The organism is Amycolatopsis sp. 2-15, from assembly GCF_030285625.1.
Lineage (GTDB): Bacteria > Actinomycetota > Actinomycetes > Mycobacteriales > Pseudonocardiaceae > Amycolatopsis > Amycolatopsis carbonis.
Genome location: NZ_CP127294.1, coordinates 4,153,980 through 4,180,010, shown reverse-complemented (window position 1 = coordinate 4,180,010; position 26,031 = coordinate 4,153,980). Strand labels below are relative to the sequence as shown.

Genomic DNA, 26,031 nt, shown 5'->3' with positions numbered 1-26,031 from the left:
TCATCGGCGATCCGTGGGCTGCGGCCTAGCGGCGCGTCAGTGCTGGAGGTTCTTGGCGATCTTTTCGAGGATCTTCACTCCGTCGTGGATGGTTTTGACGTCGGTGAACATCGCGCCGCGTCGAACGTCGAAGTCGAGCTGAACGGTCTCGTCGTACCAGCGTCGCTGGCTGTCGCGGTATCGCGTGGTGACGGCGAACGACATCGGCAACGTGCTTTCGTACCGCTCGGGAGCGCTGTCGAAGAACATCCGGAACTCGCGGCCGGGCGCGACCATCGGCGTCGGCTCGTTGAACATCCGCACGTCTTTGAGCTTGAACTGCGGTGCGTCTTCGCGTGCGCGCTCGGGCGGTGGGTCGAACGTGATTGTGAGGTCGTAGGCGGGGGTGGTGCCGATGTTGGTGATCACGAGATCCGCCAGCTTTGCCGCGGCGAGGCCGGGGACCAGGTCTACGACCACGTACGGCCTGCTCTGCTCGATCCGTGTCTTGCGGGCCGAGCGCAGTTGGAAGTAGCCCACCACGAGCGCGACGAGGAACGCGCCGCCCGCGACCACGGTGCTCAACGCCTGCCAGGCGAGAGCGCTGATGCCCCAGAATTCCGGATTCATAAGCGTGAACGTCGTCGGCGCCGGGAGATTCGTTTCACGCGCGAGCCGAGCGGTTCGTCGCCGGGCTTCAGCGTCACGGTCAAGTCGTTAGCGACTTTGGTTCATCACGGGGCTGCGGTCGCGCAGGACGTAGACCTGGCCGCCGCCGGTGAGGGAGCCGTGCACCGTGGTGGAGCGAACCCAGGTCCAGCGTCGTTCGCGCCGGCCGGGGCCGACGGGCTGGTCGCGCCAGTGTCCACGGCGCAGGTGGGGCCGCACCCCCGGTCCGGCGGTCTCGGCCGGGTCGTGGGTGCGGCGGGGCGAGGTGGCGTCGATGTCGAGCACGTGCAGCTCACCAGTGTCGACGAGCGGGGCGCCGATCCCCGGCGCCGGGTGGTCGGACAGGCGCGCGGGCAGGTCCTGGGCTTCGTGCCAGCAGCTCAGCGCGATGCCGGCGATCAGGTTGCCCAGCGGCCGGCGCCACTGTGCCCGGGTCCGCGAGGCGGGGATGGCGACGCGCGCGAGGGGCAGGCCCGTCGGGTGGTAGATCGCCACGCACCAGGCGACGTCGTCGCCGGGCACGCCGTGGTCGTCGGCGGTGAGCAGGACGCCTTCGACGTACCCGCCGTAGCCGTCGAGGAACTCCAGCGGCGAGGGCAGGTCGTCGCGTTCGGCCAGCCCGGTGGCCTGCAGCCGGGTGAGCACGTCGCCTAACTCCGGCGGCGCGAGGTCCGTGCCGAGGCGGCCGCGGGCGTAGGTGAACAGCGGGTGCCCGTCGAGCATGGGGTGCTTGTTCTCGTGGTTGGGCTCGATGCGCCACGGCGTGGACAGCACGGCGAACACGGTCGGGAACGGCAGCCGGAGCTCGACCTCGTCGGGCAGCGCCCGTGCGGCGGGGAAGGCGCTGGAGTGTTCGCCGGGCAGCCACATCGGCACCGGCCGGCGGTCGGGATGCCGAGCCTGGTGTGGGCGGCCAACCTCGCCGCGCTCGAGCTGCACGTGCCTCAGCGGAGAGTCGGCCCCGGCCAGAAACGCCAGGCACCGGACCGGCTCGTGTTCGATCTCGACCCGGGCGAGGGCGCCAGTGTGGTCGAGTGTGCCCGGGTGGCCGAGCGGCTGCTGGAGGTCCTCACCGCCGATGGGCTCAGCCCGATGCCGAAGACCAGTGGCTCGAAGGTCTGCAGGTGTACTGCGGTGTCCGCACGCGGCAGCCCGAGCGGACGATGCCGCACACGGCTCAGCCCTTCCTTGCCGTGGCGCTGCGCCTGCTGCTCTTCTCCCAGGTACCGCAGGCGCTCATGCTGCACCACCGGCGCAAGCCGTTTTGCTGGTGTCGTAGAACAGCCATCCGCAGCTGCCGTCGTGGCCTTGGCATTCTTTGATCCGGCCGAAGTTGGCGCTGACCGCAGTTTCTGCAGCGGAGCGGGCGATCGGCCACAGCACGCAGTCGAGTTCACCTCGGGGTGACCAGCTCCAGTCGACGCGCTCCCTCGCGGCCTCCGGCGGGAGAACTGACCTGAGCCGGCTGCGGCTGGCGTGGCTGACCGGCGATGCAGCAGCCTTTGCCAGCTGGACGCTGAAGAGAGCCGACGTAGACTCGCACGCATGTTCGAAGCTCGGCGACCGCTCGGCGAGTACGGCAACACGGATCTTCCTGTGCGGCCGGCGCTGCGGTACGAACTGAGCCGCGGGTGCGCCGACCTCCGGGCCGGCGCACCCGCGCATTGTGCTGTGGCTTCGGCTACGGCGCGATGACCGGGAAGAAGGTCAGCACCTCGCCGGTCGCGGGATCGAAGTACCCGGCCAGCTCGAGTCCCCGCCACATCCCGGACCACACGCCGGTCTCCAGGTCCCGGACCGCGGTGGGTGACTGCCAAGCGCCGTTGCCCGCCGCACGCACCTCCTCGCCCGACCACTCCGGCGGAAAGTAGGTGTAGTCGACGAAGTACGGCTTTTGCCCGCCGTCGGGCCGTTCCTCGAAGATGCGTGGGACCGCCAGCGGGTAGTCCGCTGGCCGGGCCAGGGCCGGATCCGCGGCCGCCGCGACGAGGAATGACCGCAGCCCGTTCAGCACGGGCCAGAACACCGACTGCGGCACGATCTTGCGTGGCCACCGGCCGTACCGGCTTTCCAGCACCACGATGTTATTGACGAAGTCGACCTGGCAGCCGTTGCCGACCAGCGTCCGCTCCTCGCTGCGACACCGCTGCAGGGTGGCACCGAGCCGGTCGAGCACGGCGATGTTGGGCTGGGCGTCGGTGTACAGCCAGGCAGCGACCGGAAGCAGTTCGCGCGGCACCATGATCCGCAGCCGGCGCTGGTCGTCGAACGCGAGCGACACCGATTCCCCGATGTCGAAGGGGGAGGTGATCGCGCTGGTCATACGCCGCTTCCGTGGTCAAGGTCACAGGGGTTCCGGATCGCCCTGCGGCTGTCGGGCTGTGGTGTGGTCAATTCCTGCCGTCCGGGTAATAGGTGGCCGGCTTGATCACCGCTGGGGCGGTGCCACCCGGAGGTGCTGCGATGCCGGGGGGTGCCGGTGCGGAGTAATCCGGGTTCGCGTAACCCGATACGTGGATGGTGCTACCCGCGTTCGGGTGGTTGCCAGCTCCACTGCCGTGGGTGGGGCCGAAGGTGCCGTCGGGACGCTCGTCCCAGATGGGGGTGTACGGGATCTGCCCGTGGCCCTGCCACGTATAGCTTTGCGGGTTGCCGTGCGGGTCCAGCTTCACACCGTTCGGGCCGGTGACCGGGATCATCGGCCCGTGGGTCGCGCCACCATTCCACGCCTGGTTTCCGACGTTCTGCACCAGCCCCGGATTCATGCCCTGCGGGAACATCGTGCTGCCCGGTTTCCCGGCGTCACCGATGTGGCCTGGCGGGGGCGTCATCGTCGGGTTGCTCAAGTGGTACACCCCGTTGGGCGCAGGGACCGAGCCGAACGGCCCCGGCCCGGGAACCGACGCGAGCCCCGGTGGCGGTGGTTTGACCCCCGTGACCCCCGCTCCGTGCCAGCTGGGGTTGGCGCCGGCCGCCGCCGAGTTGTGTGCGGTAGTGCCCGCCGGGAGGTCATCGTGCAGGACGTGGCCCCCGGTGAACCCCCACGGTTTGTTCGGCTTCCTCGGTGGCTTGAGGTTGCCGAAGATCACGTGATCGTGAGCGGACTGCGGGATGGCCGGGTGGTTGCCGTACGCGGACTGAGGCGGCGGATCGGGAGCGATGGGCAGGTCGTCGTCGAGCGACCGCGAGCCGCCACCACCACCTGCGTGGCTCGCGGTGGTGCCGCCACCGGCGTGGCCGGCGGGGCCACCGGCCCTGCTCGCCCCGGGTGCGCCGCCACCGAGCTTGATGAAGCTGTTGACCCCGGGTGGCAGCTTGCCCGGAGCGGTCGGGGGCGAGACCTTGCCGGTCTTGACCTTCTTCAGCGCGTCCGACACGCCGTCGAAGACCTTGCTCGCCCTGCCCAGCAGCCCGGACAGCGTCTTGAGCGCGCTGACGAGGCGTTTGACGAGACCGGCGATCTGCGTGGCGGTCCTCGCGACCAGGTTGACCACCTGCGGCACGACCCAGGTCAGACCGACGCCGAGCGTGAAGACCACCTGCAGCGCCCACGAGATCATGTGGGACACCACCTTGGCGATGGTGTCTCGAACGAGCGAGCGCACCGCGGCGACGACCTCACCGGCGGTCTGCACTCCGGTTCCCGCGCCGGCCCCGGCCTCGCTCGCGGCGCCGAGCACCGCGGCCAGGTCGGACGCCCGCTGGCGGTAGGCGTCCGCGGCGGAACCGGACCAGCCTTGGAGGTCGGTCTGAACCAGCGAGGTCAGGTCCTCGCCGATGGCGGCGAGTTCCTGGGAGATGTTCTGCCAGGTCTGTGCTTTCGCGGTGATCTGGTCCGGGTCGCCGGCGAGCTTGTCCAGCGCATCCTTGAGCGGCCCGACGTGCTCCATCAGCCAGCTCACGCCCGAGGACAGGATCGCGCCGAAGGGATCCGCCACGACCGCGAGCGCGTCCATCGCCGTTCCCGCGGCTCCCAGGACCGCTGAGGCCCAGTCGCCGCTCTCGATTCCGGTCTTCACCGATTGCGCGTCTTCCAGCAGCTGGATCCCGGTGAACGCGGTCGTTGAACTCACCGGTGCGGCCACCAATGGGTTGGTCACGAGTCCCTCTTCCTCCTCGACTTGCCTGACCCCGCCGAGATGTCGATGGGCCGTGAGCAACACGAAGTGACAACCGCCAGGTTAACCAGGCATCGACCGGAGGCCACCTGGGTGGTCCCAGTCTCTCGGATCAGGGTGTGCCGGGGTTGGCGCGTCCGCGCCGGCCGGGTTTTCGCCTCGAGCCTCCGATCGGGCGGCCAGGGCCACCGGTGACATGTCGCGCGTGACAGGGTCAGCCGGGGATGTTGCGGGGGTCGTGGCCGTAGGTGTTGCGCTCACCGATCCGGCCGTCCTTGTTGCGGATGAAGTGCTCGACCTTGCGTTCCCGCGCCATGTCCCGGCCCTTGCTGGTGGCGGCCTCCTTGGTGTCGTGGATGTTCGCGACCCGGCTGCTGCCCTCGACCTTGTTCTTCCACTGCCCGCCCTCGAAAAAGGTCTCGATATCGCCCTTCACCGGTACTTCTCCTTCCCTGCTGGGGCGCACCACCGCGCCCGCTCCCGGCGTGGATACCCGACCTGATCAGCCGAAACCCCGAGCTCTGTCGGGCGGCCATCTGGGCGGCGAAGGCCTCGGCCGGCGGGCCGCGTCCCGGTGGTCGGGCAGGTCGAGTCCCCGGTGACCATCGCGGCGGTACCCGCTCGGCCGCACCGCGAAACCACCCGGCCGGGCTCGTGACCTGCACGTTTCCCCCGGCGGCGGGCGGGCTGCCGGGTTAGGCTCGCGCCAGATGCGCCGAGCGCAAGCTGCCCGGCGACCGGTCAGCCGGGGAGGTCCGATGGCCAAGCGCGTGCCGGGTGACCGGTCAATGGTGCCCGGCTACGCGAGCCGATGCTCGCGACACCGGACGGCGGCCGGCTGCGCGACGACCCCAAGTACGCCTACGAGTTCAAGTGGGACGAAACCTCGTAGGTTCACGAATTCCTGGAGGGCAATCCTCCGGAACCCGGTCGCAATGACCGAAGGACTCTGGCACGGGCACGCAAGTTCGCCTGCCTGACGAGCGAGATCATCAAGTCCATCGCAGAATCGAGACGTTCTGTGCGCCAGCGCTCGGTAGAACGAAGACCACGCTGCGCCCGCTCTCCCCGGTCGCAGCGAAGTCCGCTGGCCAGGCGCATGGAGGAGAGTCCGCGGGAGAAGCTCCCGAACGCTGGACTGCCGGAAGTCATGGACCCGATTGCCTGTCAGGCCGTGGCCGGCTTGCAGGACCTGCGTTGACAGCCAACGGCTGGCACGTCGCTACATGAGCCGCTGTGGCTGTTGGAAGCAAGCGCCTCGCGGCATGAGCGGACGCCATGGGCAGTGACTCAATCTCTGACCGGCCTTGTGAGCCCGGAAAACCGATCATACGAACCCGCGTCGAGCCGATAGGGTCGCGCGATGGTCGACCTCCGCGAATTCCGCCGAGCATGCCACGAAGCGGCCCGGCGCACCGGCGGCCGGCTCGTCGAGTTCCGGATCGCCGACAGTGTTACGCCGAACTTCCACCAGGGCGTGATCGACTACAGCGACCATCACCTGTCAATCGTGTGCACGAGGGACCGAAGGGAACCTGTCGTGGCGGTCGCCGAGCCACGGGCGATCGACGCGACCGTGGTCAGCGCGGGACCACTGACGTTCGTCGACGCTCCCGACCTGCTCGCCGTGCTGGCGGAGTTCCCAGCGTTCCAGGTGCTCACCCCGGCCGATCTGGCGGGACCGTTCGACGCGCGGAAGTGGCCCGGACTCCACTCGGCCGACCTGAAGTACTGGGCTCCGGCGGACTTGGGCGAAGTACTCTTCAACTACTGGGACTGACTCGGCCGAGAGCCCGCGCTCAGCGGCATGAGAATGCGTCGAGCTTGACGTTGCTGGCCGCGCGAGGACGCTTCGCTCAGTAGAGCTCGACCTCCCACCCATCTAGTTCCGCCTCCCCGGGTGGGAGCTCTCCTGTGCAGTACTTGTAGAGCCACAGCGCGGCACGGCGTTCGGCGTACTTTTCGTTGACCGGTTGGCCCTGATCGTCAAGCTCGAGGACGTTTGCGAAGATGGCGAAACAGATCTCCATCTGGGACGGCGAGTCCTTGAGCTCGTCCCAGTAGTCGATCCCGTCCAGCATCGGATGGCCGACCGAACCCCGGGCGACCCATCCGGCAAAGCGACGGATCGCTCCTGATGCGCCGGGGCTGAGATGCGTAGACACGCACGGAATGTACCTGACGCCGTTGGCTGCGAAATCCTCAATTCGGCAGTAGCGGACGTTAAGTCTTCGTCCCCATGATCGTTTCCGCACTGTGGATCTGGAACGTGTTCTCTTCGTGTTCGTGAGTCGGCAGCGCCGCGTCACGCGCTGGTGGGGTCCGTGGCAAAGCGGTCGGGGTGGGCTGCGCGGACGTAGCTCACGGCGGTGGTGACGCCGAGCCCGAATACACGGATGAGCTGGACAGGGTCGGCTGTATGGTGGGCCTCGTCGAGGATGCGGTCGGTGCGCAACTGCCGCGCGGTGATCCCGAGCTGCCGGAACGGAGCGCCGAGGCCGGCATGGAAAAGTATCGAGAACCAATCGGGTGTGACTTAGATCACGAAAGAATTCGGCGTTTTTGGTTAACGCACGGATTCTAGATTCGTGCAACGGGCAGGCCCATCGCGGCGCATGTTTTCGCGTCGCCAGGGAACACGCCGACCGCGCCGACCGCCGCCTGGTCGATGTTGACGGCCGCGGACGTCAGCACGCACGCGACGAGCGGAGGCACGACGCGGGGCAGCCCGGGCTTCTGCCACTGGTAGTAGTCCTCGGCCCAGGCGGTCTTGCAGTACGACATGATGTGGGCTGCGGTGTCACCGCGGCCGTCGGCGCTGTTGCCGCTGACGCCGACGGCGACGTGCTGGCCGTCCGCGCTGCTGGTGATGTCCGCGTTCTGGTAGCAGTAGGCAATCTCGCGTTCGATCGGCGCCGCGGTCGTGACCTGCCCTCCTGCGGCCGGGGTGATCGTCTGCGGGGCTCCGCGGGTCAGCAGCGCCGCCCCGCCCAACCCGACGATCACCACGGCGGCGGCAGTGCCGGCCAAAGCGAGCTTGGTGCGCTGCCGCACCGCGCGAGCACCCTGCGCCTCGATCGCCGCAGAAGCGAGTGCCCGCCCAGCCCGAGGGGACTTCGACTTCGTCAGCGGGTTCGCGGATCGGGGTCGGCCATGAGAACGACACGGTCCACGCGCGGATCGAACGCGAGGACCGCTTGCCCTGAGTCTCCTTCAGGCGTCAGCAGCACCGGCTTCCCGAGCGTCTGGCCGATCGCGCGTAGCAAGTCGCACAAGACGTTCACTCCGGTCTGGCCCTGCAACTCCCGTAGGTCGACGTCAAAGTCGATCTGATCAGGCGAGTAGGTCCGGAAGATCGCCAGCACGCCCGTGGCCGGCCAAACCCGCAGCTCCGCATCGACCGGATGATCAACGCTTCGACCGCCGTGGGCAACGGCGTGACGACATCGTCCAGCCGGTACTCCCACGCCCACCCCCGTGACCGCACGAGGTCGAACACTGCTTGCCAGTCCTCGGCCGACGCGTCGGCTACCGAGACGTCGGGAAGCGCGCCCGTCAGGTGGGGATCGAAGAGGCCTCTGACCTCGTCCCAGAGCAGGTCCGGCATCACCTCATCCTGCCGGTCCCCTCGTGCAATCCGGTCCAGATCGCGCAAATGTTACGCACAGCGGACAAGTCCCCCAAATCGTCACTCATGGTGATCACGAGTGGATCTCCGACAGCGGGAATTCCGGGAACGTCCGGCAGGATCAGGGCATGCGTTTGTCTCGAAGATTCATCGCCGTCGCTTTCGTGGCGGCGGCTGCCGCAGGGTGCTCGAACGGTGGGAGCGGAGCTGTGGCGGGGGCGCCGGCGTCCAGCAGCAGCCTGCCGACCACCACCAGCAGCAGCGCCCCTCCCCCGGCGCCGTTCGTGCCGGCGGTTTCTCCGGCACACCTGAGCGCGGCGTGCCCGTTCTTGTCCCCGGCGGAGTTCGCGAAGACGTTCGATGACACAGACGTCGACGCCAGCAGTGAACGGCCCCAGACACACCAAGACCAGTTCACCGCCTACAACTGTGAGTACCGCCTCGCCGATCCCCCCGGGACCCACCTGGGAACCCTGACGGTCGGCGGCGTGCCGTCGCTGCTCTCCCCGCAGAAGGCGCTGCAGCTGTTCAGCGAGTCCTGCGCAGATGACGTGCAGTCCCTCTACGAAGCCGCGATGTACTGCGACACCAAGGACGGCGGCACCGACATCGTGGTCGCCAAGTTCAGCCATGGTGAGACCCGCCTCGCGACGATCTCCCTGGTGAATCCTCCCGACGGCACCATGCGCGCCGAATACACCGCAGTGATGAAAACCCTCGAAGGCCGCCTGTAATCCAACGCAGCGCCGCGGACCGGTTCACGTCCGGCCGCGGCGCTGCGGCGGATGTGTCCCCGAAACGAGAAAACCGCGCCGACGCGTTGAGCGACCGAAGGGACCCGTACTTCACCTGAGGTCAGCTGACTGGACTGCGGTGTTCGAGGAACACGGTGTCGTGCCCGCGGCCGAATCCCGCCAGCCTAGGTATAGGCCACCGGGTCGCCCGTGGGCGTGACGTGCCCCGTGCTGGACCGTCGCCTACAGCCCTCGCAAGTTCTGCTCCCTGACGGCCTCGCCGGGTCTGACGTGGCTCATGATGCTGATCCACTTCGTCGGGATGGATGGGTGGTGGTCGGTGAGATCACCGTGCCACCCGTAATTTAAGGTACTTCTGGCCCTAATCCGGGCGAGTTGGTTCGCGCGACCTTGCCCGGCCCCCGGCCGGCAGGGCAACGTGATCATCGACTGTGACAGGCCCCGACGGGGGAGCCGTCGCACCCCGAGGAAGCGGAGAAACGCACCCATGCCGATGATCACCACCAACGATGGCGTCGAGATTTTCTACAAGGACTGGGGCACCGGGCAGCCGATCGTGTTCAGCCATGGCTGGCCCCTGTCATCGGATGACTGGGACACCCACATGCTGTTCTTCCTGCAGCACGGCTTCCGCGTCATCGCTCACGACCGTCGTGGCCACGGCCGGTCGGCGCAGGTGGCCGACGGGCACGACCTGGACCACTACGCCGACGACCTGGCCGCGGTGACCGAACACCTCGACCTGCACGACGCCATCCACATCGGACACTCCACCGGCGGCGGCGAAGTCGTGCGTTACCTCGCCCGCCACGGCGAGTCGCGGGTCGCCAAGGCGGCGCTGCTCAGCGCCGTGCCGCCGCTGATGGTGCAGACGGACGCCAATCCCGACGGCTTGCCCAAGAGCGTGTTCGACGACATGCAGGCGCAGCTGCTGGCGAACCGTTCGGAGTTCTACCGGGCCGTCGCTTCGGGGCCGTTCTACGGCTTCAACCGGCCCGGGGTCGAGCCGTCGGAAGCCATGATCGAGAACTGGTGGCGCCAGGGCATGATGGGTGGCGCGAAAGCGCACTACGACGGGATCGTCGCGTTCTCCCAGACCGACTTCACCGAGGACCTGAAGAAGATCACCGTGCCGGTGCTGGTCATGCACGGCGACGACGACCAGGTCGTCCCCTACGCCGACTCGGCGCCGCTGTCGGCGAAACTCCTGCAGAACGGCACACTCAAGACCTACGCGGGCTTCCCGCACGGCATGCCGACGACGCAGGCCGAGACGATCAACGCCGACCTGCTCGAGTTCATCCGGTCCTGATCGGGCGAGCACGCGGAGGCCCGCGGGTTCGTACGGCTAAAAGTCGACGAATTCGCGGGTCATCCGCGGGGCCCGCGGTGCTTGCCGAGCTCGTTTGATTCGCACCACGGCCGAACTGAGCTTCACCCGAGGACGTCCTGCACCGCGTCGACGAACACGGCGACCTGCTCGCCGAACTGGCCGACACCCGCGTGGCGCTGCCCGACCGATGAGCCGCAGCCGCCTCGCCACGCGACGCCGGGTCAGCTAGCCGTCCTCGACAAGTCCTTCACACCGCTCTGATGGGCGCCTCTCAAGCCATGTGGGTGCTCGCCGGACAACGCCAACAGCGACGCGAGCACGCCCTGCGAATCGTCATCGACGACATCAACCAACGCCGCAAGCTGGTCCGGGACCTCGGCACCCTCCCCGCCGAGCACCAGGCCATCGCCGACCAGGACCTGCGCAAGCTCGACGTGCGTCTCGATGAAGCCTCGATCGCAGCTGACCAAATCGGACTCCAGCTCGCCAACATCAAGGCATACAAGCTGGACATGACCACGGTGATCAAGGACGCCACCAATTTGGCGTTTCCCGGCAGCGACGAACACAGCGCGAAGATCCGCGCAAGCGCCGGATTCCTTTGGCGAACGACCAGCGGGCACGCGCACGGAACCCCCTCCAGCAGGCTCACCCTCATCCGGGTCGAAGACGCCGTTCGGAAGCCGGACGGCTCGGCCACCGCGAAACCAGAGCCCTCGATCGACCGCATCGCCGTCGCGCTCCACAACGCCATAATGATGACCAACGAAGCCTGGAGACTCTACGACCTCCGCTGCCAACCCCATTCCTGATCAACGTCTATAACGGACAAGTGATCGTGTGCCGCCGGCGGGCATTACCGCCGGCGCCGCCCACTTGCGTCCGGTGATGACCAATCCCGCACGGTATTCGAACGTCGCCGGCGATCAGGCCGTGTGAGGTGGTTCGTGGATGAGCCCCGCTACGCCGTGGGGTGAGACCGTTGAATCGGGTCGTGACGTCCGTGCCGAGTCGCGCACCTGCTGCGATCGGGAGCCGGTTTCCGTCGATGTGCGCGTTGTAACCGCCGACGGCCAACGTCGGCGGCCGGCACCTCGCGGCCTAGATGTGATGTTCAGGCAGGTTGGTTAGTCGGGTGATGGGTGGGTGGCCTCCGAGGGCGGAGTGGGGTCGATGGTGATTGTAGAAGTGAAGCCAGCCTGGTAGGGCTGCTCGGCGTTGCTGGTCGCGGGTGTAGAAGCGGGCGTAGGCCCAGCCGTCGGCGAGGGTGCGGTGGAAGCGTTCGATTTTGCCGTTCGTTTGGGGCCGGTAGGGGCGGGTGTGTTTCGGTGTGATGCCGAGCTCGGCGCAGGCTTGATGCCAGGCGTGGGAGCGGTAGGCCGAGCCGTTGTCGGACAACACACGCTCGACGGCGACATGGTGCTGGGCGAACCAGGCGACGGCGCGGTGCAGGACACCGATCGCGGTGGCGGAGGTTTCATCGGTGCAGATTTCTGCGTAGGCGACGCGGGAGTGGTCGTCGATGACGGTGTGCAGGTAGCTGATGCCGGGGCGGGGTTCGTAGCGGTGGTTGCGTCGGCCGGTGCGTTTGGCGGTGGCTTCCCGGTTGCGTTTGCCCTGACCGCGTCCGACGAAGCGGTGGCCACCGCCGTCGGGAATGTTGCCGAACTTGGTGACATCGACATGGATCAGCGAGCCGGGGTGGTCGTGTTCGTAGCGGCGCAACGGCTCGCCGGTGACCCGGTCGATGCGGGAGAGGCGGTTGATCCGGCAGCGCACGAGCACCGCGTGCACCGTCGAGGCCGGTAGTCCTGTCCGGCCGGCGATCTGGACGGGGCCGAGCCGGTGGCGCCACCGCAATCGTGCGATCCGGCGCACGAGTGTGGGTGCGGTCTTGGTGGGGCTGTGGTGCGGGCGGCTGCTGCGGTCGGTCATGCCGCCTGGGCCTTCGTCGCGGTAGCGGGTGGCCCATTTCTTTGCGGTGGGCGCGGCGACCATGAACATTTTCGCTGCGGCGGTGTAGGTCCATCCGTGGTCGACGATCAGACGGGCCAGCCGCAGACGAGTGATCGGGGTCAGCGTGGCGTTAGGGTGGGACACGAGGCCCTCCAGCTGGTGAAACGGTTCCTAGGCAGTTCCACTTCACAACCGGAGGGCCTCACCTGTCAGGTGACACCACCCTCGAACTGCTGAACAACGTCCCCGGACATCACACCTAGAGCTCGTCGGGCGGGCGCTGGCCAACTGTCCTGTCTCGCAACATCTGACCGCCCACGCCTCCTCTTGACGTGCACGGATTCAGTTTCAATGAGACCCACCTCGGCGGCCGGCGAGCGACTGTTCTTCCGCCTCGTCCATGCACCCGACTCTGATTCGAGGTCGCCCCGGTTCCGGGCGCGACGGGACGCGGTCACCGGAGCGGCGGAACCCGGCGTTCGGCGCTCCTGCCATCATCGCGTGGTGATGGAGTACTTCACCCTCGACCCGACGACGAGGGCAACCCGCGATCCGGCCGTCGTCGACGCCGCACTGCGCCGGGCATGGAACGCGTGTGCCGGTGTGCCCTGCTCGAAGTGCGGAGTCGAGGCGTGGCAGCACTGCCGGGACAGGACGCGGGGAACCTGGTGGGTTACCCGGTTTCACCGGCCGCGTCAAGACGCTGCGGGCGTGCGAGGAATCCTGGCCCCGATGGGGATTCATGGACTCAGCTGGGTGAAGGGGAACGGGGTGTTCGCGTGGGACGACCGCCGCGTTCCGACTGTGTAGGTCGCCCCAGGCCGCGGTGACCGGGAACGATCACGCCTTGTCCGGGGACAGGTCCTGGGCGGTGGGTGTCCCCGGCGCCGGTCGGCGCCGGCGATGTGCCGGTGCGGCCCGCGCCCGCCGGGTCCGGTCTAGTTGTTCCGCCGCGCGGTCTTCTGCACCCTGCAGGGCGCCTTCCGCAGCCGCGGCGATCTCCTCTCGTCGTGCTCGACGGCCGGCTGCGTCCAGGGTTGGCGATCGAGCCGGACGGCCGCGGTTTGGGTAGCGGATCCTCAGCCCGGTTGCCGGTGGTCTGGTGAGGTAGTCCGCGAAGGCACAGCCATCCACGTGCAGGCAGTGGTCGACTCGGCTGATGCACCAGTTGCACAGAAGGCCGCGGACAAGGCCAGTCGCGTGGTCGTGATCGACACGGTCGCCCAGCGTCGGACAGGTCATGCACGTCGGGCCGTACGTCGCGATCAACCGGTTTCGGATCTTGGCCACCGGCGTTGTCGCGTTCGTCGGTAGCCCGGCTGCCTCGAAGGCGGTCGCCGCGAGCAGCGCCGGCGACGTCTCGAAGTCGCGCACATGCTCCCCGTACCGTGCGGTGCTCTCCGCCTGCGCATGGCCGATGTGCCGCTGGATCGCGTCGCCGGCCACGCCGAGTGCACTCCGGATCGTCGATCCCGGGCCGCCGTGGCGAGCCGCGCCAGCATCCGCCGCACGTGTACTTCGAGCGCTGGAGCGCCCGCGACCTACTTTCCCGCCGGCCGGCACCGTCGTCGAAATCCGACGCCCTCAGCCACAGTCCGGCCACGTCACGACCGAGCGCGGCGTGATCATCCACTCCGCGATGACCTGGCTCGTCGCCTACTTCCCCGGCGATCCGTCGCATCCCGCCGACCCGGCCGACCCTGCCGCGGTCCGTGTCCTGGGCATCACCCATCTCGCCACCGAGATCGTCGTCTTCCGTCAGCTGGCCGATTGCGCCCCCCGTGTGGGTCCTCGGCACCTGGAGGCACCTCGTCACGGACGGCCCGGGTCATCTTCAGCGCCCCCACGTGGTCCCGGTCTGGGAACTCGCAGCCCAGCTCGCCGAGTCCCGGCTCAGCGCGGAGTCTCGGACCTGGGAGACCGGGGAGCCGGATCGCGTCGTCCGGATGCACGTGCGGAGCAACGCGAGGAACAAGACACGGTACGTGGTCCGAGCGAGCGAATGCCCATGGTCCTGGCGGGCAGCCCCGTGTTCACCGACCAGCACGCCACATGGGTCCGCCTGACCGCGGTACGCGTCCGTGGACGTGTCGGTCACGCCCGCTCTACCGGATCGACGCAGTACGCCGTTCTCAGGTGTCGGCGGCGGTGCGGAAGCCGGTGTTGCCGCTGGAGCTGTCGGGGGGCCGGTGCGGGTGGCGGCGCGGTAGCGGTTGCAATAGGACTCGTGGCACAACAGGCCGCCATTACCGCCGGCGTCGACCCGGCGGCGCTTCTCGAACCGATCAACCAAGCGCAGGCCGAGCCCGCGGCGGCGCGGGCGCACATCGACGCTGTTCCGGCGGAGTCGAACGTGACGGTTGCCGAGATCTACGCGAGGATTGACGCTCTCGGCGACGTCTGCGGAACGCTGGCCGACGCGACAACGGCCGGCCTGAGTTGTTTGTACCGAGCGCTGAACCTGGAGCTACTCTACGAACCAAAAGAGCTGGTCGTCTATGCGACGACCAGCCCCGGTGTAGATAGTGCGTGTGTACGAGGCCGGACACTTCTCGGAGACGGAGTTCGAGCGCGTGTCGGGGACGGCTGGGACGAGCGCGGGGAAACGTGTCCCACCTGCCCCAACCATTGTTTTCGCAGCTAGAGCCTCAGTGCGAGGCGTCCCGCTGCTGGGACGGGCCGGGACGGCTGGGCCGGGTTCGCCCAGGTCACGTATATGTAAACAAATGGCAGTCCGCCTCGGGGGGCAGGATCCGTTCATTCCGCGTTCGGATGTTGCTGTGGTCGAGTCAGCGGTCGCCGGGCATCCGGGGGCGGAAATCCATGTGCAGGAGGACGCCGGACATGCCTTCCACAACCGGGTGGCGCCGATGTTCTACCGGCCGGAAGCCGCTGCTCGCGCTTGGGAGCTGACGGTGGAGTTCCTGCAGCGGACCCTACCGGCTTGACGACCCGTTCATCCGGCTGAGCATCGGGCCACGTTCGCCTGGTGCGGGCCTGCGAGCCAGTCCTGTTCAAGACGCGCGTCGACCGGTTCCGCTCCGCTCCGCAGCGCGTCGAGGTACGCACGATCGGCGGTGAGGCGGGCCGCCACCTCAGGCCCCTCGGCGACGGAGCCGTGGCCGGGGACCAGGACGTCGACGTGCCGGGCCGCTTCGGCCAGGCGGTCGAGTGCCGCCGCGTAGGCGTCGGCTTGGCCGGGGCGGCGGGGGTCCAGCAGGGGGATCAGGACGTCGGAGAGCATGTCGCCGGCGAGCAGGACGCCGCGGTCCGCGAGGAGGACCGCGGCGTGGCCGGCGGCGTGCGCGTCGTGCTCCACGAGCTCGCCCGGCAGCGAGCCCCCGTCCGCGGGCAGCGGGGTGACCAGCGCGACCAGCTCGAGCGGGACACCCGACGCGCTCTCCGCGGCCATCGCCTGCGCTCGCTCCCGGGCTCCGGTCGCGACTTCGGCGCAAGTGGCGGTGGCGTAGCGCGGGACGTCGCCGAAGCGGGAGTGCCAGAGCAGGTGGTCCCAGTGGGGGTGGGTCGCGAACCCGGCGACCACCGGGACGCCGAGGCGCGCCACGTCGTCGGCGAGCGCGTCCAGCTCGGCGCCGCTGATGCCGGGATCGACCAGGACGAGGCCGTCGTCCCCGCGCACCACGATGGCGTTGCTCCAGACCCATTCGCTCTGCCGCACCCAGACGCCGTCGGCCACCTGATTCAGCATCGGTCCACTGTGTCAGGTGTCGCCACCCGAGGCGAGGGGCGCGGCGGAAACGCCCGCCGAGGTGGAGACTTCCGGGGTGGACATGGCTGACGTCGGTGCGCGCTTGAGGGCGCGGTTCGGTCCCGAGGCCGAGGATTGGCTTGCTGAGGTTCCGGCCCTCGCGGCGCGGCTGTCCGCCCAGTGGGGCCTCGGGCTCGGTGAGCTTTTCGCGAGTGGCGCCTCGTCGGTGGTCCTGCGCTGCCGATGGCCCGACGGGACACGAGCGGTGCTCAAGCTCAGTCCGGATCGGGCGTTGTTGACCAAGCAGGTGGAGATGCTGCGCGTGTTCGCGCCATCGGGGCGGGTGCCGGTCGTCTTGGCCGCCGACGCCGAAGCCGGCGCGATGGTGCTGGAGGAGATCGTGCCCGGCACCGAGGCCGAGGACCTGCCGCAGCCGGAGATGCCGCGGCGGTGGGGTGAGTTGCTGACCGCGCTGCACGCCGTGGCCCCGCCCGCGCGCTGGCCCTGGGACCTGCGTGGTCGGTGTGCCGAGGCCTTCGCCCGGATCGGCCGGAGGCTGTCCGACCCGGCCATCGGCGCGCGGATCGATCAGGACACGTGGCAGCGGGCGATCCGGCGCTGCGAGACGCTGCTGGCCACGCAGACCAAGCTCGTGCTGGTGCACGGCGACCTGCATCTCGGCAACGTCCTCGACGGCGGCCCGCGGGGGCTGGTCGCGATCGACCCGAAAGCGTGCGTGGGCGATCCGTGCTTCGACGCCGTCGACTACGTGGTGGCCGGTGCCGGGCACGAGGGTGTCGCGGCTCGTTGCCGGCGGGTCGCGGCCGCGTGTGGGCTCGACGGGAACCGGCTGTACACCTGGAGCCAGGTGGTCGCGCCCATGGCAGCCATCGCGCGCCTCACCCGAGGCGGTCCGGAGCCGGAGATCGAGGAGCTGCTCTTCCTGGCTCGTTGATCGACCCGCCCGCTCACAACCAGCCGCGGCGTTCCGCCAGGCTGCCCGCCTGAAACCGTGTCGACGCGCCCAGCTCCGTCATCAGCCGCTGGAGCCGGCGGTACGTCGTCCGGGTGCTCCAGCCGTTCACGCGCGCGATGGCGGTGTCGGTGAGGCCCGCCATCATCATCGTGAGCAGGGCGCGGGTTTCGTCGTCCGGGCGGGGACCGCCGCCGAACGGACCCGGCGTCACCGCGGACGCGTCGAGCGGGGCGGCCTGGGCCCATTCGCCCTCGAAGAGGGCCTCGAGGGCGGTGAGGAGCGGGGAGCGCCGGACGAGGTAGGCGACCTGCAGGCCGCTGTGGCTGAGGTCGAAGGGGATGAGGGCGTCCTGGTCGTCGCGGATGATGAGTTTGATGGGCAGGGTCCGGCGGGTCCGGGCTTCTTCGCCGCCGCGGACGGCGGGCAGGATGTCGGTTTCCAGCTTCTGCGGCCAGGCCACCGCGTCCAGGCTGTAGATCACGCGGTGCGCGACGCCGTCGTTCTGGTGGCGGGCGATCTGCGCCTGGGTGTTGCGGGCGGCGCCTTCACCGCCGGGCGGCTCGTAGTACGGCGGGGTGTCGAACACGCGGACCTGGTGCAGCGCCTCGGATTCCAGGTGCGCGACGGCCGCGGCGATCGTTTCGCGGTCGGTGAGCTGCTCGATCACGAGCTCGGGGCTCGTCCGGTGCGCGCTGCGGTGGATCTCCGACAGCGCGTGCACTTTCGCGCGCGCCGCGCTCAGTTCGCGCTCGCGCTGCTGCACGAGCTGGTTGATCGCGATGTCCGGCGGAGCGGCCAGGTACCGCGCCGGGCTGCCGCTCGCGGCCACCAGGTGATTGTCGACGAGGGCGTCGAGCGTCTGCTGCAACGGGCCCGCCGGGCTCGACAGGTGGTCGGCGAGCCCGGCGACCGTCGACCCGGGCAGGGCGACGAGCGCTTCATAGACCCGCTCCTCGTCGGAGGACAACCCCAGGACCCCGAGCTCCATGCGAATGTCCTACCGGAGTTGTCGGGATTGTGCCAGGTGGCAGTGAGCAGCCACGCGGGGATCTTGTGACGGGTTCCGGCGGCTGGCACTGTTCGGCCGTTCCGGTGTGGCAATTGCGCCCGCCGGTCTGCCCCTGCGCAGAAAGGAATCCCTCGTTGAGAAGTTCACGCAAGCGTCGGGCCGTCGCGGCGGCCGCGTGCCTCGCGTCGTCGCTCAGCACGGTTCTGGTCGCCGGTCCGGCCTCGGCCGCACCCGGCAGATCGTCGGGGCCCGCGGCCCCGCAAACCCACACCGTCACCCTGGTCACCGGCGATGTCGTCACGGTGAACACGACCGGCGACACCGGTGACAACGGGGGGACGATCTCGGTCAAGGGCCCCGACGGCGGCCCCGCCGACGCGCGGATCCTCGAGTCGGCCGGCGACGTGTACGTCTACCCGTCCTCGGCGATGCCCTACCTCGCCAAGGGGATCCTGGACCGGCGCCTCTTCGACGTCACGGACCTGATCGCCGCCGGCTACGACGACGCGCACCGCGCCGACCTGCCCCTGATCGTCTCGTACACGAACCCTTCCCCGGGATTCCGGGCGAACACCGCGCCCCGCGGCTCGGCGCTGGTCCGTCCACTGGCGAGCGTCGACGGCGCCGCCGTCACCGAGAACCACGCGCAGGCGCAGGACTTCTGGGCCGCGGTGACGGCGGGGGCGCCGTCGTCCTTCGCGGCGGCACCGGCGTTCGCGAACGGCATCAAGCAGATCTGGCTCGACGGCAAGGTCCACGCCGACCTGGCCGAGTCGACCGCGCAGATCGGCGCGCCCGAGGTCTGGACCGGCGGCGACACCGGTCAGGGCGTCGACGTCGCGGTGCTCGACACGGGCGTGGACGAGGGCCACCCCGACCTGGCGGGACGCATCGTCGACACGCGCAGCTTCATCCCCGGCGAGGACGTCAAGGACCTCTACGGCCACGGCACCCACGTCGCCTCCACCATCGCCGGCACGGGCGCCGCGTCCGGCGGCACCGAAAAGGGTGTCGCCCCGGGCGCTCGCCTGCACATCGGCAAGGTGCTGGCGAACTCCGGCTCCGGCAGCGACTCCGAGATCCTCGCCGGCATGGAGTGGGCGGCGGTCGACGAGCACGCCAAGATCATCAACATGAGCCTGGGCTCGCAGGAGCCCTCCGACGGCACGGATCCGATGTCCCAGGCGGTGAACCGGCTCAGCGCGCAGACCGGCGCGCTGTTCGTGATCGCCGCGGGCAACACCGCCGGCGCCGGCACCGTCAGCTCGCCCGGCGCCGCCGACGCGGCGCTGACCGTGGGCGCGGTGGACAGCACCGATCACCTCGCCGAGTTCTCGAGCGAAGGACCCCGGGTCGGCGACGGCGCGCTCAAGCCGGAGATCACCGCGCCGGGCGTCGACATCCTGGCCGCTCGGTCGCAATACACCGCCGAAGGCGAGGGCTTCTACCAGACGATGAGCGGCACGTCGATGTCCACGCCGCACGTGGTCGGCGCCGCCGCGCTGCTCGCCGCGAAACACCCCGAGCTCACCGGCGCCCAGCTGAAGGACCTGCTGACCAGCACCGCCAAGCAGACTCCCGGCTACACCGCGTTCCAGGCCGGCAGCGGCCGCGTGGACGTGGCGGCCGCCGCCCGAGCCGGGATCTTCGCCTCGGCCACCGCGTACGCCGGGCAGAACGGGTCCGCCGCGGTCCGCCGCCCGGTGACGTACACCAACTTCGGTGCCACGCCGGTGAATCTCGCCCTGTCGGTCGCCGCGCCCGGCGTGCCGAAGGGGATGTTCACGCTCTCGGCCGACCGGGTCACCGTGCCCGCGCACGGCACCGCCGCGGTCACCGTGACCATCGACCCGCACGCCGCGCCAGGCGCGTCCGATGGCTTCACCGCCCAGATCCTGGCCACCGGTCCGGACGGCGCGCTCGCGGCGCACACCGCGGTTTCGCTCGGCGCGCTGACGCACCTGCTGACCATCAACGTCAAGGACGCCGCCGGCCAACCCGCCTCCGCCTTCGTGATCGTGCTCCGCGCGGGCGATCCGATCCCGATCCCGGTGCCGGTCGACGGCAGCGTGAGCTTCTACACGCCGGACGACCAGTACTCGGCACTCGGATACCTGACCGTGCCCGGCGTCCACGGCCCGAACTCCCAGGGCGTGGCGCTGCTCGGCGACCCCGACTTCACGTTCGACGGGGACCGCACGATCACACTCGACGCCGGCCACGTCCGGCTGGTCGACGAGACCACCCCGCAGCCCGGCGTGCCGAGCTACCTACGGCTCGAGTACTCGCGGATGCTCAATCCGGACGGCCGCTGGCACGACTTCGGGCTCGCCGACGCGGGCGCCGACAGCCTGTGGATCCAGCCGCAGGGCAAGGTGACGCACGGCGACTTCATCGTCGGCGCGCGGTGGCGCAAGGAACAGCCCGGCCTGACGGTGTCCGCCCGGGGCACCGACTACACCGACGTCCTGCGCCAGGCGGGTGTCACCCCGCTACCCGACGGAACCCGGAACCTGCCGCTGGTATTCGCGGGCAACGGCGCGCCGTCGGACTACGCGGGCCTCAAGGCACAGGGCAAGGCGGTGGTCATCCGGCGCACCGCGACGGCGAACCCGGCCGAGCTGGCCAAGGCTGCGGCCGACGCCGGTGCCAAGGTGTTGCTGGTGGCCAACGACCGGCCCGGGCGGCAGAGCCTGTTCTTCGGCACGGACTCGCTGCACCCGAGCCCCGTCGACGTCGGGCTCCTCAGCGCCGACGAGGGCGCCAAGCTGATCGCCCAGGCCCGGCAGCGCAACGCGACGCTGCGCACGGAGTCGCACCCGGCACCGGCGTACCTCTACGACCTCATGCACACGTGGCACAACGACGTGCCCCAGGACATGGTCGTCCACGCGTCGGGCAAGAACCTCGCGCGCGTCGACGAGACGTTCGCCGGTGCCGTCCCCCAGGGTGGCGGTGAGGAATGGCGGTACGACTTCCCGTCGTACTCGGAGTGGGGCATCGGGACCTACGTCGCCATGGCCGCCAGCGGGCACCGCACCGACTGGGTCACCACCGACGGCGCGAACCGGTGGGGCCACGAGGTCACCGACGGCGTGCTGGGCGAGTGGGGCGTGGCGCGGACGTACCGGCCCGGCACCGTGTCCAGCGACGACTGGTTCACGCCCATCCAGCGGCCGTACCTCAACAACAACTACCTCGGCCCGACGCGCACCGGCGACCAGCTGCGGATCGACGTGCCGGGCTACGGCAACGCCGACCACGTCGGCGCGATCTCCGACGCGCAGCACTCGCACCAGACCGTGACCCTGTTCCAGGGCGACACGCAGCTGGGCGAATCCGACAACGGGCTCATCATGTATCCCACCGCGCCCAGCTCCGGACCGCGGCAGTACCGCCTGGTCGTGGCGAACGAGCGCGACGCGGCGCTGAGCCCCTACTCGTCCTCGACCACGACGGCGTGGACGTTCACCTCGGCCGCCCCGAAGGTCTCCGGTGGGCAGGACCTGTTGCCGCTGCTGCAGATCCGTTACGATCTCGACCCCAACGCCTCCGGAACCGTGCCCCGCGACTCGAAGTTCGGCGTCACCGTCGAACAACGCGCCCCGGTCTCCGTGGGCCTGACCCCCGTCTCGATCGCGGGCGGCGGCACCCTTCGCGCACCCCGCGTGGAGGTCTCCTACGACGACGGCACCACCTGGACCCGCCTCTCCGACGACCACCGCGGCGACTACCGCCTGGACGCACCGAAAAAGGCGCGGTTCGCCTCGCTGCGGGTGACCGCCGGTGATTCCGCGGGCAACTCCGTCACGCAGACGATCGTGCGGGCTTTCGGGCTTCGCTGACGTTTCTCTCGCGGCCCGCCCTGCTCCGGGGCGGGCCGCGCCTGCGCTCCCCTACGCCTACGCTGGCCGTCGGTGGACGACGCCCGACTCCGCCGACCGGACCGAGACGCGGAGGCACTCGCCATGACCCACACCGTGGACTTCAGCACCGTATCGACCGCCGGCCTGGAGTCGTCGCCGGTCGCCGCCGCGCTCGCCGGCCTGCGCGCGAACGAGGCCCGGTACTTCAAGAACAAGTACGACCACGTCTTCACGGTCGAGCCCGCCGCCGACGCCGCGGCGACCGTCGACTGGGTCCGCCGGATCCTTTCGGAGGAACGCGGCATCGTCATCGCCTCCCGCCCGCTCGAGGCGACCGCGTTCCAGGTCGAGAACATCCGGATGGCCTACGTCTTCTACGAGAACGGGCTGTCGATCAACGTCATGTACACGATCGACGAGTCCGGCAAGCGGGCTGTCGGGTTCAAGCTGTCCGACGGGATGGAAATTCCCGAGGAACTCCCCTCGTTCAAGTTCGCTCGCCAGAAGTCCAAACTGGCGGGCACGATCCGCGGGTCCTACTTCGTGATCAAGAACGAGTACTGACCCCGAGAGACGGCCTCGGTGCGGCCGTTGGCCCTCGTCGGGACCCGTCCACCCACCCAACGTCACCTAAGACGTGCCCGGAGTTCCGGCGGCCAACCTGCTCCGTCGGCACCAACGGCCAATGTCCGCACCACGGGCTGGCGTTGGCCCATCAACGGAGGACCACGGTCAAGTGCGGTCCGAAGTCCAGCCCCCTGAAGTCCACCGGCCCGCGCAGCGTCGGAAGGAAGTGGACGGTGGTGCCTGTTGCGCCGTCGTCGCAGATCGGGGTCAGGTCGGTCACGGGGATGCCGTGCTCGTAGCGCTGCCTCCACGATCCGTTCGCGCGGCGGTTGATGTGCTCGAGCCATTCGCTCAGCGCTGCCACCACTGACATGCCCCGGCGCGGATGCCCGTCAGGCAGAGTGGCGGCCGCCGGGTGGTCAAAGAAGCGCAGGTCCTTGGTAGCCATGACCGGTTTCTTGACGGTGCGCCCGGCAGCGTCGACGCGGGTGTCGGTGCCGCGCCCATCGTCGGCTACAGAGATCGAACCATCCGCGTGCCGGGTGACCACGGCGATACCGCTGCCGCGCGACTCGGCCTCTTCCGCGGCGTAGGCCAAGACCTCAAGCACCAGATGCCGCACACCGCCCGGGGCGAACTCCGCCGGTGCGGAGCGGACGACCTTGAGGTGTGCGGTGTCCACCGTGCCGGCCCAGTCGTGGGTGGTATTGCGCCAGTTGATCACAGCTCAAGCGTAGGTCGTCAGTTCCGGTCAGGTGGGCGCATCGCCGTCGGAGATGAGGGCCGGCACCGACCAGCGCGCAAACCGCGTCACCGCCGGTCGCAGAGATCCTGCTCCCCCGCCGCACACGCGTAGTACTGAAACCCCGCCATTGCGTTCCGCGCCTCGGGCGTCAGCAGGTAGTCCCGAAACGCCGCCGCCAACGACCCCGATTCCAGTGGCCCCCGGCTGAACACGTCCTCCACCGTCCAAAACGGATAGCCGCCGCGGATGTCGTCCAGGGTGGCGTCGCGGCCGTCGAGGCTGATCTTCTTCACGGCGCTCGACTGGGCCACGTCGGAGACGTCCGCGTAGCCGATGGCGTCGCCGAGGGTGGCGATGCGGTCAATGAGGTCGCCGGTCGAGCCTTGTTCGCAGATGATCGGGGACGAGGCCGCGAGGTCGGGGCGCAGGTCGCGGCAGGAGTCGGACGTGGCCGGGGCCTGGCCGATCGGGGCGGAAGGCGTGCCGAGGAGGTAGTTCTCCAGCGTGCGGCGCGTGCCCGATGAGGTGGAGCGGCCCGCGACGCGGATCACGCCCGTGTCGCGCAGGTTACCGGTGATGTCGCTCCAGACGCGGGCGCCGCCGGTGAAGATCTTCCGCACGTCCGCCACCGACAGGCTGTCGACGGGCACGTTTTTGCTCGCCACCAACGTGAACGGGACGATCGCGAGCTTCTGCGGCACGAACCGGGTGAAGTCGGGCTCGTCGAACTTGCCATCGGACAGGGCGAGGTCGATGGTGCCGTCGTGCAGGCGCTGCAGGCCTTCCACGCTGCCCGGCGTGCCGACCTTCACCGCCGCCCCCGGGCAGTACGCCTCGTACGAGCCGGCCAGCTCCGTCGCGGCCCGGCCGAACGCGCTGGACCCCTCCACGCTCAGCGAGCCCGCTTCGCACGCCACGCCCCGCGGCAGCTTGGTGAACGGCGCGACGTTGTTGAGCAGCAGCACCACCGCGAGCGCACCGGCGCAGATCGCCGTCAGCCCGCCCCACGCGAGCGTGCCCGGTCCGACCTTCTCCTTGCCTTCGCGGGTGGTGATCCGGCCGTCGCGCAGGACGCCTTCGACGGCGATCTGGTGTTTCTCCCCCGGCGTCGTCCCGGAGAGCACGATCACGAGCTTGTACGAGGCTTCCCGTTCGAGCAGGACCTTCGGCAGCTGCACCCGGTCTTCCTCGATCGTGAAACCGGGCAGCTTGCTGATCACCCGGTGCAGCTCGACGGGCTCGAACTCGGTGGCGTCGACGGAGATCACCTGCCGCCCCGGGAAGTGCAGGGCGAGCGGGGACACGTAGTCCTCCGCCGTGATCGTCGAGCCACCGGTGTTCTTCACCCGCACCACGACCACCCCCGGGTCGGTCACGGCCGCGTGTTCACCTTCCAGGCGCACGGTTTCGCCGATGTCGACGCCGAACGGCGCGTCGATCCGCACCCGGCACGACAGGATCTGCCGCCGGCGCACCCGCACGTAGCTGACGCTCGTGGCCAGCGCGGCGACCACCGCCGCGATGGAGAGGCCGAGGATGCCGTCGCCGCTGATCGCGGTCTCGGCAACCCATTGCCGCTCCGCGATCCCGAGCACGAGGGCCACGAGCACCACCACGGCCGAGACCACCGCGGCGGCGATGCGCGGGCCCCGGCGCGACTTCGGCGCGGCGCGGTTGATCACCGCGTCGTCCAGCGGCCGGGCGCCCGGCGACGTCGAGGGGTCGGCCTGCTCCGCGCGGCTGATCCGCTCGACGGCCACCGACACCTGCTCCTCGACCCAGCCGGAATCGTCGGTCTTCTCCGGGTAAGCCGTCCGGTAGAGGCTCCGGGCGATCTCGTCGACGGTCTGCGGCGGCTGCGGGTCATTGGCGGGCATCGGTTCTCCCCTCACCCTTCGCCGCGGTTTCCTCGCACACCGGGCACTTTCCGGACATTCCGTCCAGGACGTAGGAGGCCTCCAGCACGGCCTGCCACATCGCCTGACGCGGCCCGTGGGTGCGATCGGACTCGGCGGCGTTCAGGAACTTCTCGACGATGATCTCCCAGTGGTCCTGCGCGCGAGCCCAGTCCCCGTCGTGGCGCAGGGCGAACCGGATGCCGAAGTAGTGCGGCACCTCGAACCCGTGCCGGCGGTACTGCAGGCGGTCGAGCAGCGGGATGAGCGCGATGCGACGTGCGTTCCCGCGGCCGCGCATCCGCCCGATGTTGCGGTTGTCCGTCACCTCGGTCACCACGTAACCCGCGACGGCGCCGGCGAAACCGGTCACCACGAGCCAGCCGGCGAGTGACAGCGGCAGGGCGAGCGCGGGGCTCGAGGTGTCCCACGGCGAATCGATCTGCAAAGTCACGTCGTAGGCGACCCGGCCCCCGATGACCACGGCGTTGACCACGAACAGGCCCGCGAACGCGGCGAGGAAGTAGTAGCCCCGCACGCGCAGCCAGTACTGGATGCCCCTGAACCGGCCGACACCCCGGCGGCGGCGCCGCAGCAACGCCCGGATCGACTCGCGCGGCGGCGGTGGATCGACGTTGGTCGTTTCGGTGATTTGCCTCGTCATGCGCCGCGACGCCTCGCCCGAGCTGAGCGAGGCCCCCATTCGCCACCCATGGGCCGAACCTACCGGACTCCGGGCACCGGAAATCAAACTGGCAGCAACCGGTCACCGAACACTGAGCAGGAATGGAGAAGCACTAATCACGCTCGCGCGCTTACCGTTCCA

25 protein-coding genes and 1 pseudogene are annotated in these 26,031 nt (G+C 69.4%); 10 read left to right on the top strand and 16 right to left on the bottom strand.

Going from position 1 to position 26,031, the window contains the following annotated elements:
• Window positions 1-36 precede the first annotated feature (36 nt).
• Entirely contained in the window at window positions 37-609 is a 573-nt protein-coding gene (locus QRX50_RS20735) for a DUF8453 domain-containing protein (protein ID WP_285973573.1), read from the bottom strand.
• A gap of 87 nt (window positions 610-696) precedes the next feature.
• Window positions 697-1,587 carry an AcrVA2 family anti-CRISPR protein gene (locus QRX50_RS20730; RefSeq protein ID WP_285974797.1) on the bottom strand — a complete coding sequence of 297 codons (891 nt, stop codon included), beginning with the start codon at window positions 1,585-1,587 and terminating at the stop codon, window positions 697-699.
• On the opposite strand from QRX50_RS20730, the pseudogene ligD reads away from it, so the two are divergent.
• Window positions 1,540-1,704 (top strand): annotated as a pseudogene (gene ligD, locus QRX50_RS50365) (non-homologous end-joining DNA ligase LigD); the annotation flags it as partial. The gene QRX50_RS20730 and the pseudogene ligD sit on opposite strands and share 48 nt — an antisense overlap.
• A gap of 180 nt (window positions 1,705-1,884) precedes the next feature.
• Here the strand turns inward: ligD and QRX50_RS20720 are convergent.
• From QRX50_RS20720 to QRX50_RS20705, 4 genes are all read right to left on the bottom strand, one after another.
• A complete protein-coding gene (locus QRX50_RS20720; RefSeq protein WP_285974796.1) occupies window positions 1,885-2,031 on the bottom strand; it encodes a hypothetical protein in 147 nt (48 codons plus the stop codon).
• A 298-nt stretch (window positions 2,032-2,329) separates the two neighbouring features.
• Window positions 2,330-2,971, bottom strand: a complete 642-nt coding sequence (locus tag QRX50_RS20715; protein ID WP_285973572.1) for an EndoU domain-containing protein — start codon at window positions 2,969-2,971, stop codon at window positions 2,330-2,332.
• Between the two features lie 67 nt (window positions 2,972-3,038).
• On the bottom strand, window positions 3,039-4,748 hold the full coding sequence (locus QRX50_RS20710) for a WXG100 family type VII secretion target (protein WP_285973571.1): 1,710 nt from the start codon (window positions 4,746-4,748) through the stop codon (window positions 3,039-3,041).
• A gap of 232 nt (window positions 4,749-4,980) precedes the next feature.
• A complete protein-coding gene (locus QRX50_RS20705) occupies window positions 4,981-5,202 on the bottom strand; it encodes a DUF2188 domain-containing protein (RefSeq protein ID WP_285973570.1) in 222 nt (73 codons plus the stop codon).
• Between the two features lie 927 nt (window positions 5,203-6,129).
• Between QRX50_RS20705 and QRX50_RS20700 the strand changes: the two genes are divergently transcribed.
• Entirely contained in the window at window positions 6,130-6,546 is a 417-nt protein-coding gene (locus QRX50_RS20700) for a hypothetical protein (RefSeq protein ID WP_285973569.1), read from the top strand.
• Window positions 6,547-6,622: 76 nt separating this feature from the next.
• Here QRX50_RS20700 and QRX50_RS20695 read toward each other — a convergent pair whose 3' ends face one another.
• The 3 genes from QRX50_RS20695 to QRX50_RS20685 form a co-directional block, all read right to left on the bottom strand.
• On the bottom strand, window positions 6,623-6,931 hold the full coding sequence (locus QRX50_RS20695) for a DUF7677 family protein (RefSeq protein WP_285973568.1): 309 nt from the start codon (window positions 6,929-6,931) through the stop codon (window positions 6,623-6,625).
• A gap of 415 nt (window positions 6,932-7,346) precedes the next feature.
• Window positions 7,347-7,820 carry a hypothetical protein gene (locus QRX50_RS20690; protein ID WP_285973567.1) on the bottom strand — a complete coding sequence of 158 codons (474 nt, stop codon included), beginning with the start codon at window positions 7,818-7,820 and terminating at the stop codon, window positions 7,347-7,349.
• A 71-nt stretch (window positions 7,821-7,891) separates the two neighbouring features.
• Window positions 7,892-8,131, bottom strand: a complete 240-nt coding sequence (locus tag QRX50_RS20685; RefSeq protein ID WP_285973566.1) for a hypothetical protein — start codon at window positions 8,129-8,131, stop codon at window positions 7,892-7,894.
• 472 nt (window positions 8,132-8,603) lie between these two features.
• Here QRX50_RS20685 and QRX50_RS20680 point away from each other — a divergent pair, with 472 nt between their 5' ends.
• The 3 genes from QRX50_RS20680 (at window position 8,604) to QRX50_RS20670 (ending at window position 11,294) form a co-directional block, all read left to right on the top strand.
• Window positions 8,604-9,128, top strand: a complete 525-nt coding sequence (locus tag QRX50_RS20680; RefSeq protein WP_285973565.1) for a hypothetical protein — start codon at window positions 8,604-8,606, stop codon at window positions 9,126-9,128.
• Between the two features lie 508 nt (window positions 9,129-9,636).
• Window positions 9,637-10,461 (top strand): alpha/beta fold hydrolase, encoded by an 825-nt coding sequence (locus tag QRX50_RS20675; protein ID WP_285973564.1) that lies wholly within the window; start codon window positions 9,637-9,639, stop codon window positions 10,459-10,461.
• A 281-nt stretch (window positions 10,462-10,742) separates the two neighbouring features.
• Window positions 10,743-11,294 (top strand): hypothetical protein, encoded by a 552-nt coding sequence (locus QRX50_RS20670; RefSeq protein WP_285973563.1) that lies wholly within the window; start codon window positions 10,743-10,745, stop codon window positions 11,292-11,294.
• Window positions 11,295-11,583: 289 nt separating this feature from the next.
• Here QRX50_RS20670 and QRX50_RS20665 read toward each other — a convergent pair whose 3' ends face one another.
• Together QRX50_RS20665 and QRX50_RS20660 are read right to left on the bottom strand one after the other, a co-directional pair.
• Window positions 11,584-12,582, bottom strand: coding sequence for an IS481 family transposase (locus tag QRX50_RS20665; RefSeq protein ID WP_285972854.1), 999 nt, complete (start codon window positions 12,580-12,582; stop codon window positions 11,584-11,586).
• A gap of 696 nt (window positions 12,583-13,278) precedes the next feature.
• A complete protein-coding gene (locus tag QRX50_RS20660) occupies window positions 13,279-13,884 on the bottom strand; it encodes an endonuclease domain-containing protein (RefSeq protein ID WP_285973562.1) in 606 nt (201 codons plus the stop codon).
• 781 nt (window positions 13,885-14,665) lie between these two features.
• Here QRX50_RS20660 and QRX50_RS20655 point away from each other — a divergent pair.
• Complete coding sequence (locus tag QRX50_RS20655; protein ID WP_285973561.1) at window positions 14,666-15,082, top strand: hypothetical protein; 417 nt, start codon at window positions 14,666-14,668, stop codon at window positions 15,080-15,082.
• Between the two features lie 82 nt (window positions 15,083-15,164).
• Window positions 15,165-15,386 carry a dienelactone hydrolase family protein gene (locus QRX50_RS20650; protein ID WP_434533296.1) on the top strand — a complete coding sequence of 74 codons (222 nt, stop codon included), beginning with the start codon at window positions 15,165-15,167 and terminating at the stop codon, window positions 15,384-15,386.
• 8 nt (window positions 15,387-15,394) lie between these two features.
• Here the strand turns inward: QRX50_RS20650 and QRX50_RS20645 are convergent, their stop codons facing one another.
• On the bottom strand, window positions 15,395-16,147 hold the full coding sequence (locus QRX50_RS20645) for an MBL fold metallo-hydrolase (RefSeq protein ID WP_285973560.1): 753 nt from the start codon (window positions 16,145-16,147) through the stop codon (window positions 15,395-15,397).
• An 82-nt stretch (window positions 16,148-16,229) separates the two neighbouring features.
• Between QRX50_RS20645 and QRX50_RS20640 the strand changes: the two genes are divergently transcribed.
• Window positions 16,230-17,102: an aminoglycoside phosphotransferase family protein gene (locus tag QRX50_RS20640; RefSeq protein WP_285973559.1), complete on the top strand. Its 873-nt coding sequence runs from the start codon at window positions 16,230-16,232 to the stop codon at window positions 17,100-17,102.
• A 13-nt stretch (window positions 17,103-17,115) separates the two neighbouring features.
• On the opposite strand, the gene QRX50_RS20635 is transcribed toward QRX50_RS20640, so the two are convergent.
• The gene (locus tag QRX50_RS20635) at window positions 17,116-18,111 is read right to left on the bottom strand and encodes a helix-turn-helix domain-containing protein (protein ID WP_285973558.1); all 996 of its coding nucleotides are present in this window, start codon (window positions 18,109-18,111) and stop codon (window positions 17,116-17,118) included.
• 155 nt (window positions 18,112-18,266) lie between these two features.
• Here QRX50_RS20635 and QRX50_RS20630 point away from each other — a divergent pair, with 155 nt between their 5' ends.
• Window positions 18,267-21,977, top strand: a complete 3,711-nt coding sequence (locus QRX50_RS20630; RefSeq protein ID WP_285973557.1) for a S8 family serine peptidase — start codon at window positions 18,267-18,269, stop codon at window positions 21,975-21,977.
• A 123-nt stretch (window positions 21,978-22,100) separates the two neighbouring features.
• A complete protein-coding gene (locus tag QRX50_RS20625) occupies window positions 22,101-22,562 on the top strand; it encodes a DUF8821 family protein (RefSeq protein ID WP_285973556.1) in 462 nt (153 codons plus the stop codon).
• 151 nt (window positions 22,563-22,713) lie between these two features.
• On the opposite strand, the gene QRX50_RS20620 is transcribed toward QRX50_RS20625, so the two are convergent.
• The 3 genes from QRX50_RS20620 to QRX50_RS20610 form a co-directional block, all read right to left on the bottom strand.
• Window positions 22,714-23,289, bottom strand: a complete 576-nt coding sequence (locus QRX50_RS20620; protein ID WP_285973555.1) for an ATP-binding protein — start codon at window positions 23,287-23,289, stop codon at window positions 22,714-22,716.
• 86 nt (window positions 23,290-23,375) lie between these two features.
• Complete coding sequence (locus QRX50_RS20615) at window positions 23,376-25,187, bottom strand: PstS family phosphate ABC transporter substrate-binding protein (protein ID WP_285973554.1); 1,812 nt, start codon at window positions 25,185-25,187, stop codon at window positions 23,376-23,378.
• Window positions 25,174-25,869 carry a DUF6313 family protein gene (locus QRX50_RS20610; RefSeq protein WP_285973553.1) on the bottom strand — a complete coding sequence of 232 codons (696 nt, stop codon included), beginning with the start codon at window positions 25,867-25,869 and terminating at the stop codon, window positions 25,174-25,176. Before QRX50_RS20610 ends, QRX50_RS20615 begins: the two co-directional genes overlap by 14 nt.
• Window positions 25,870-26,031: the final 162 nt, after the last annotated feature.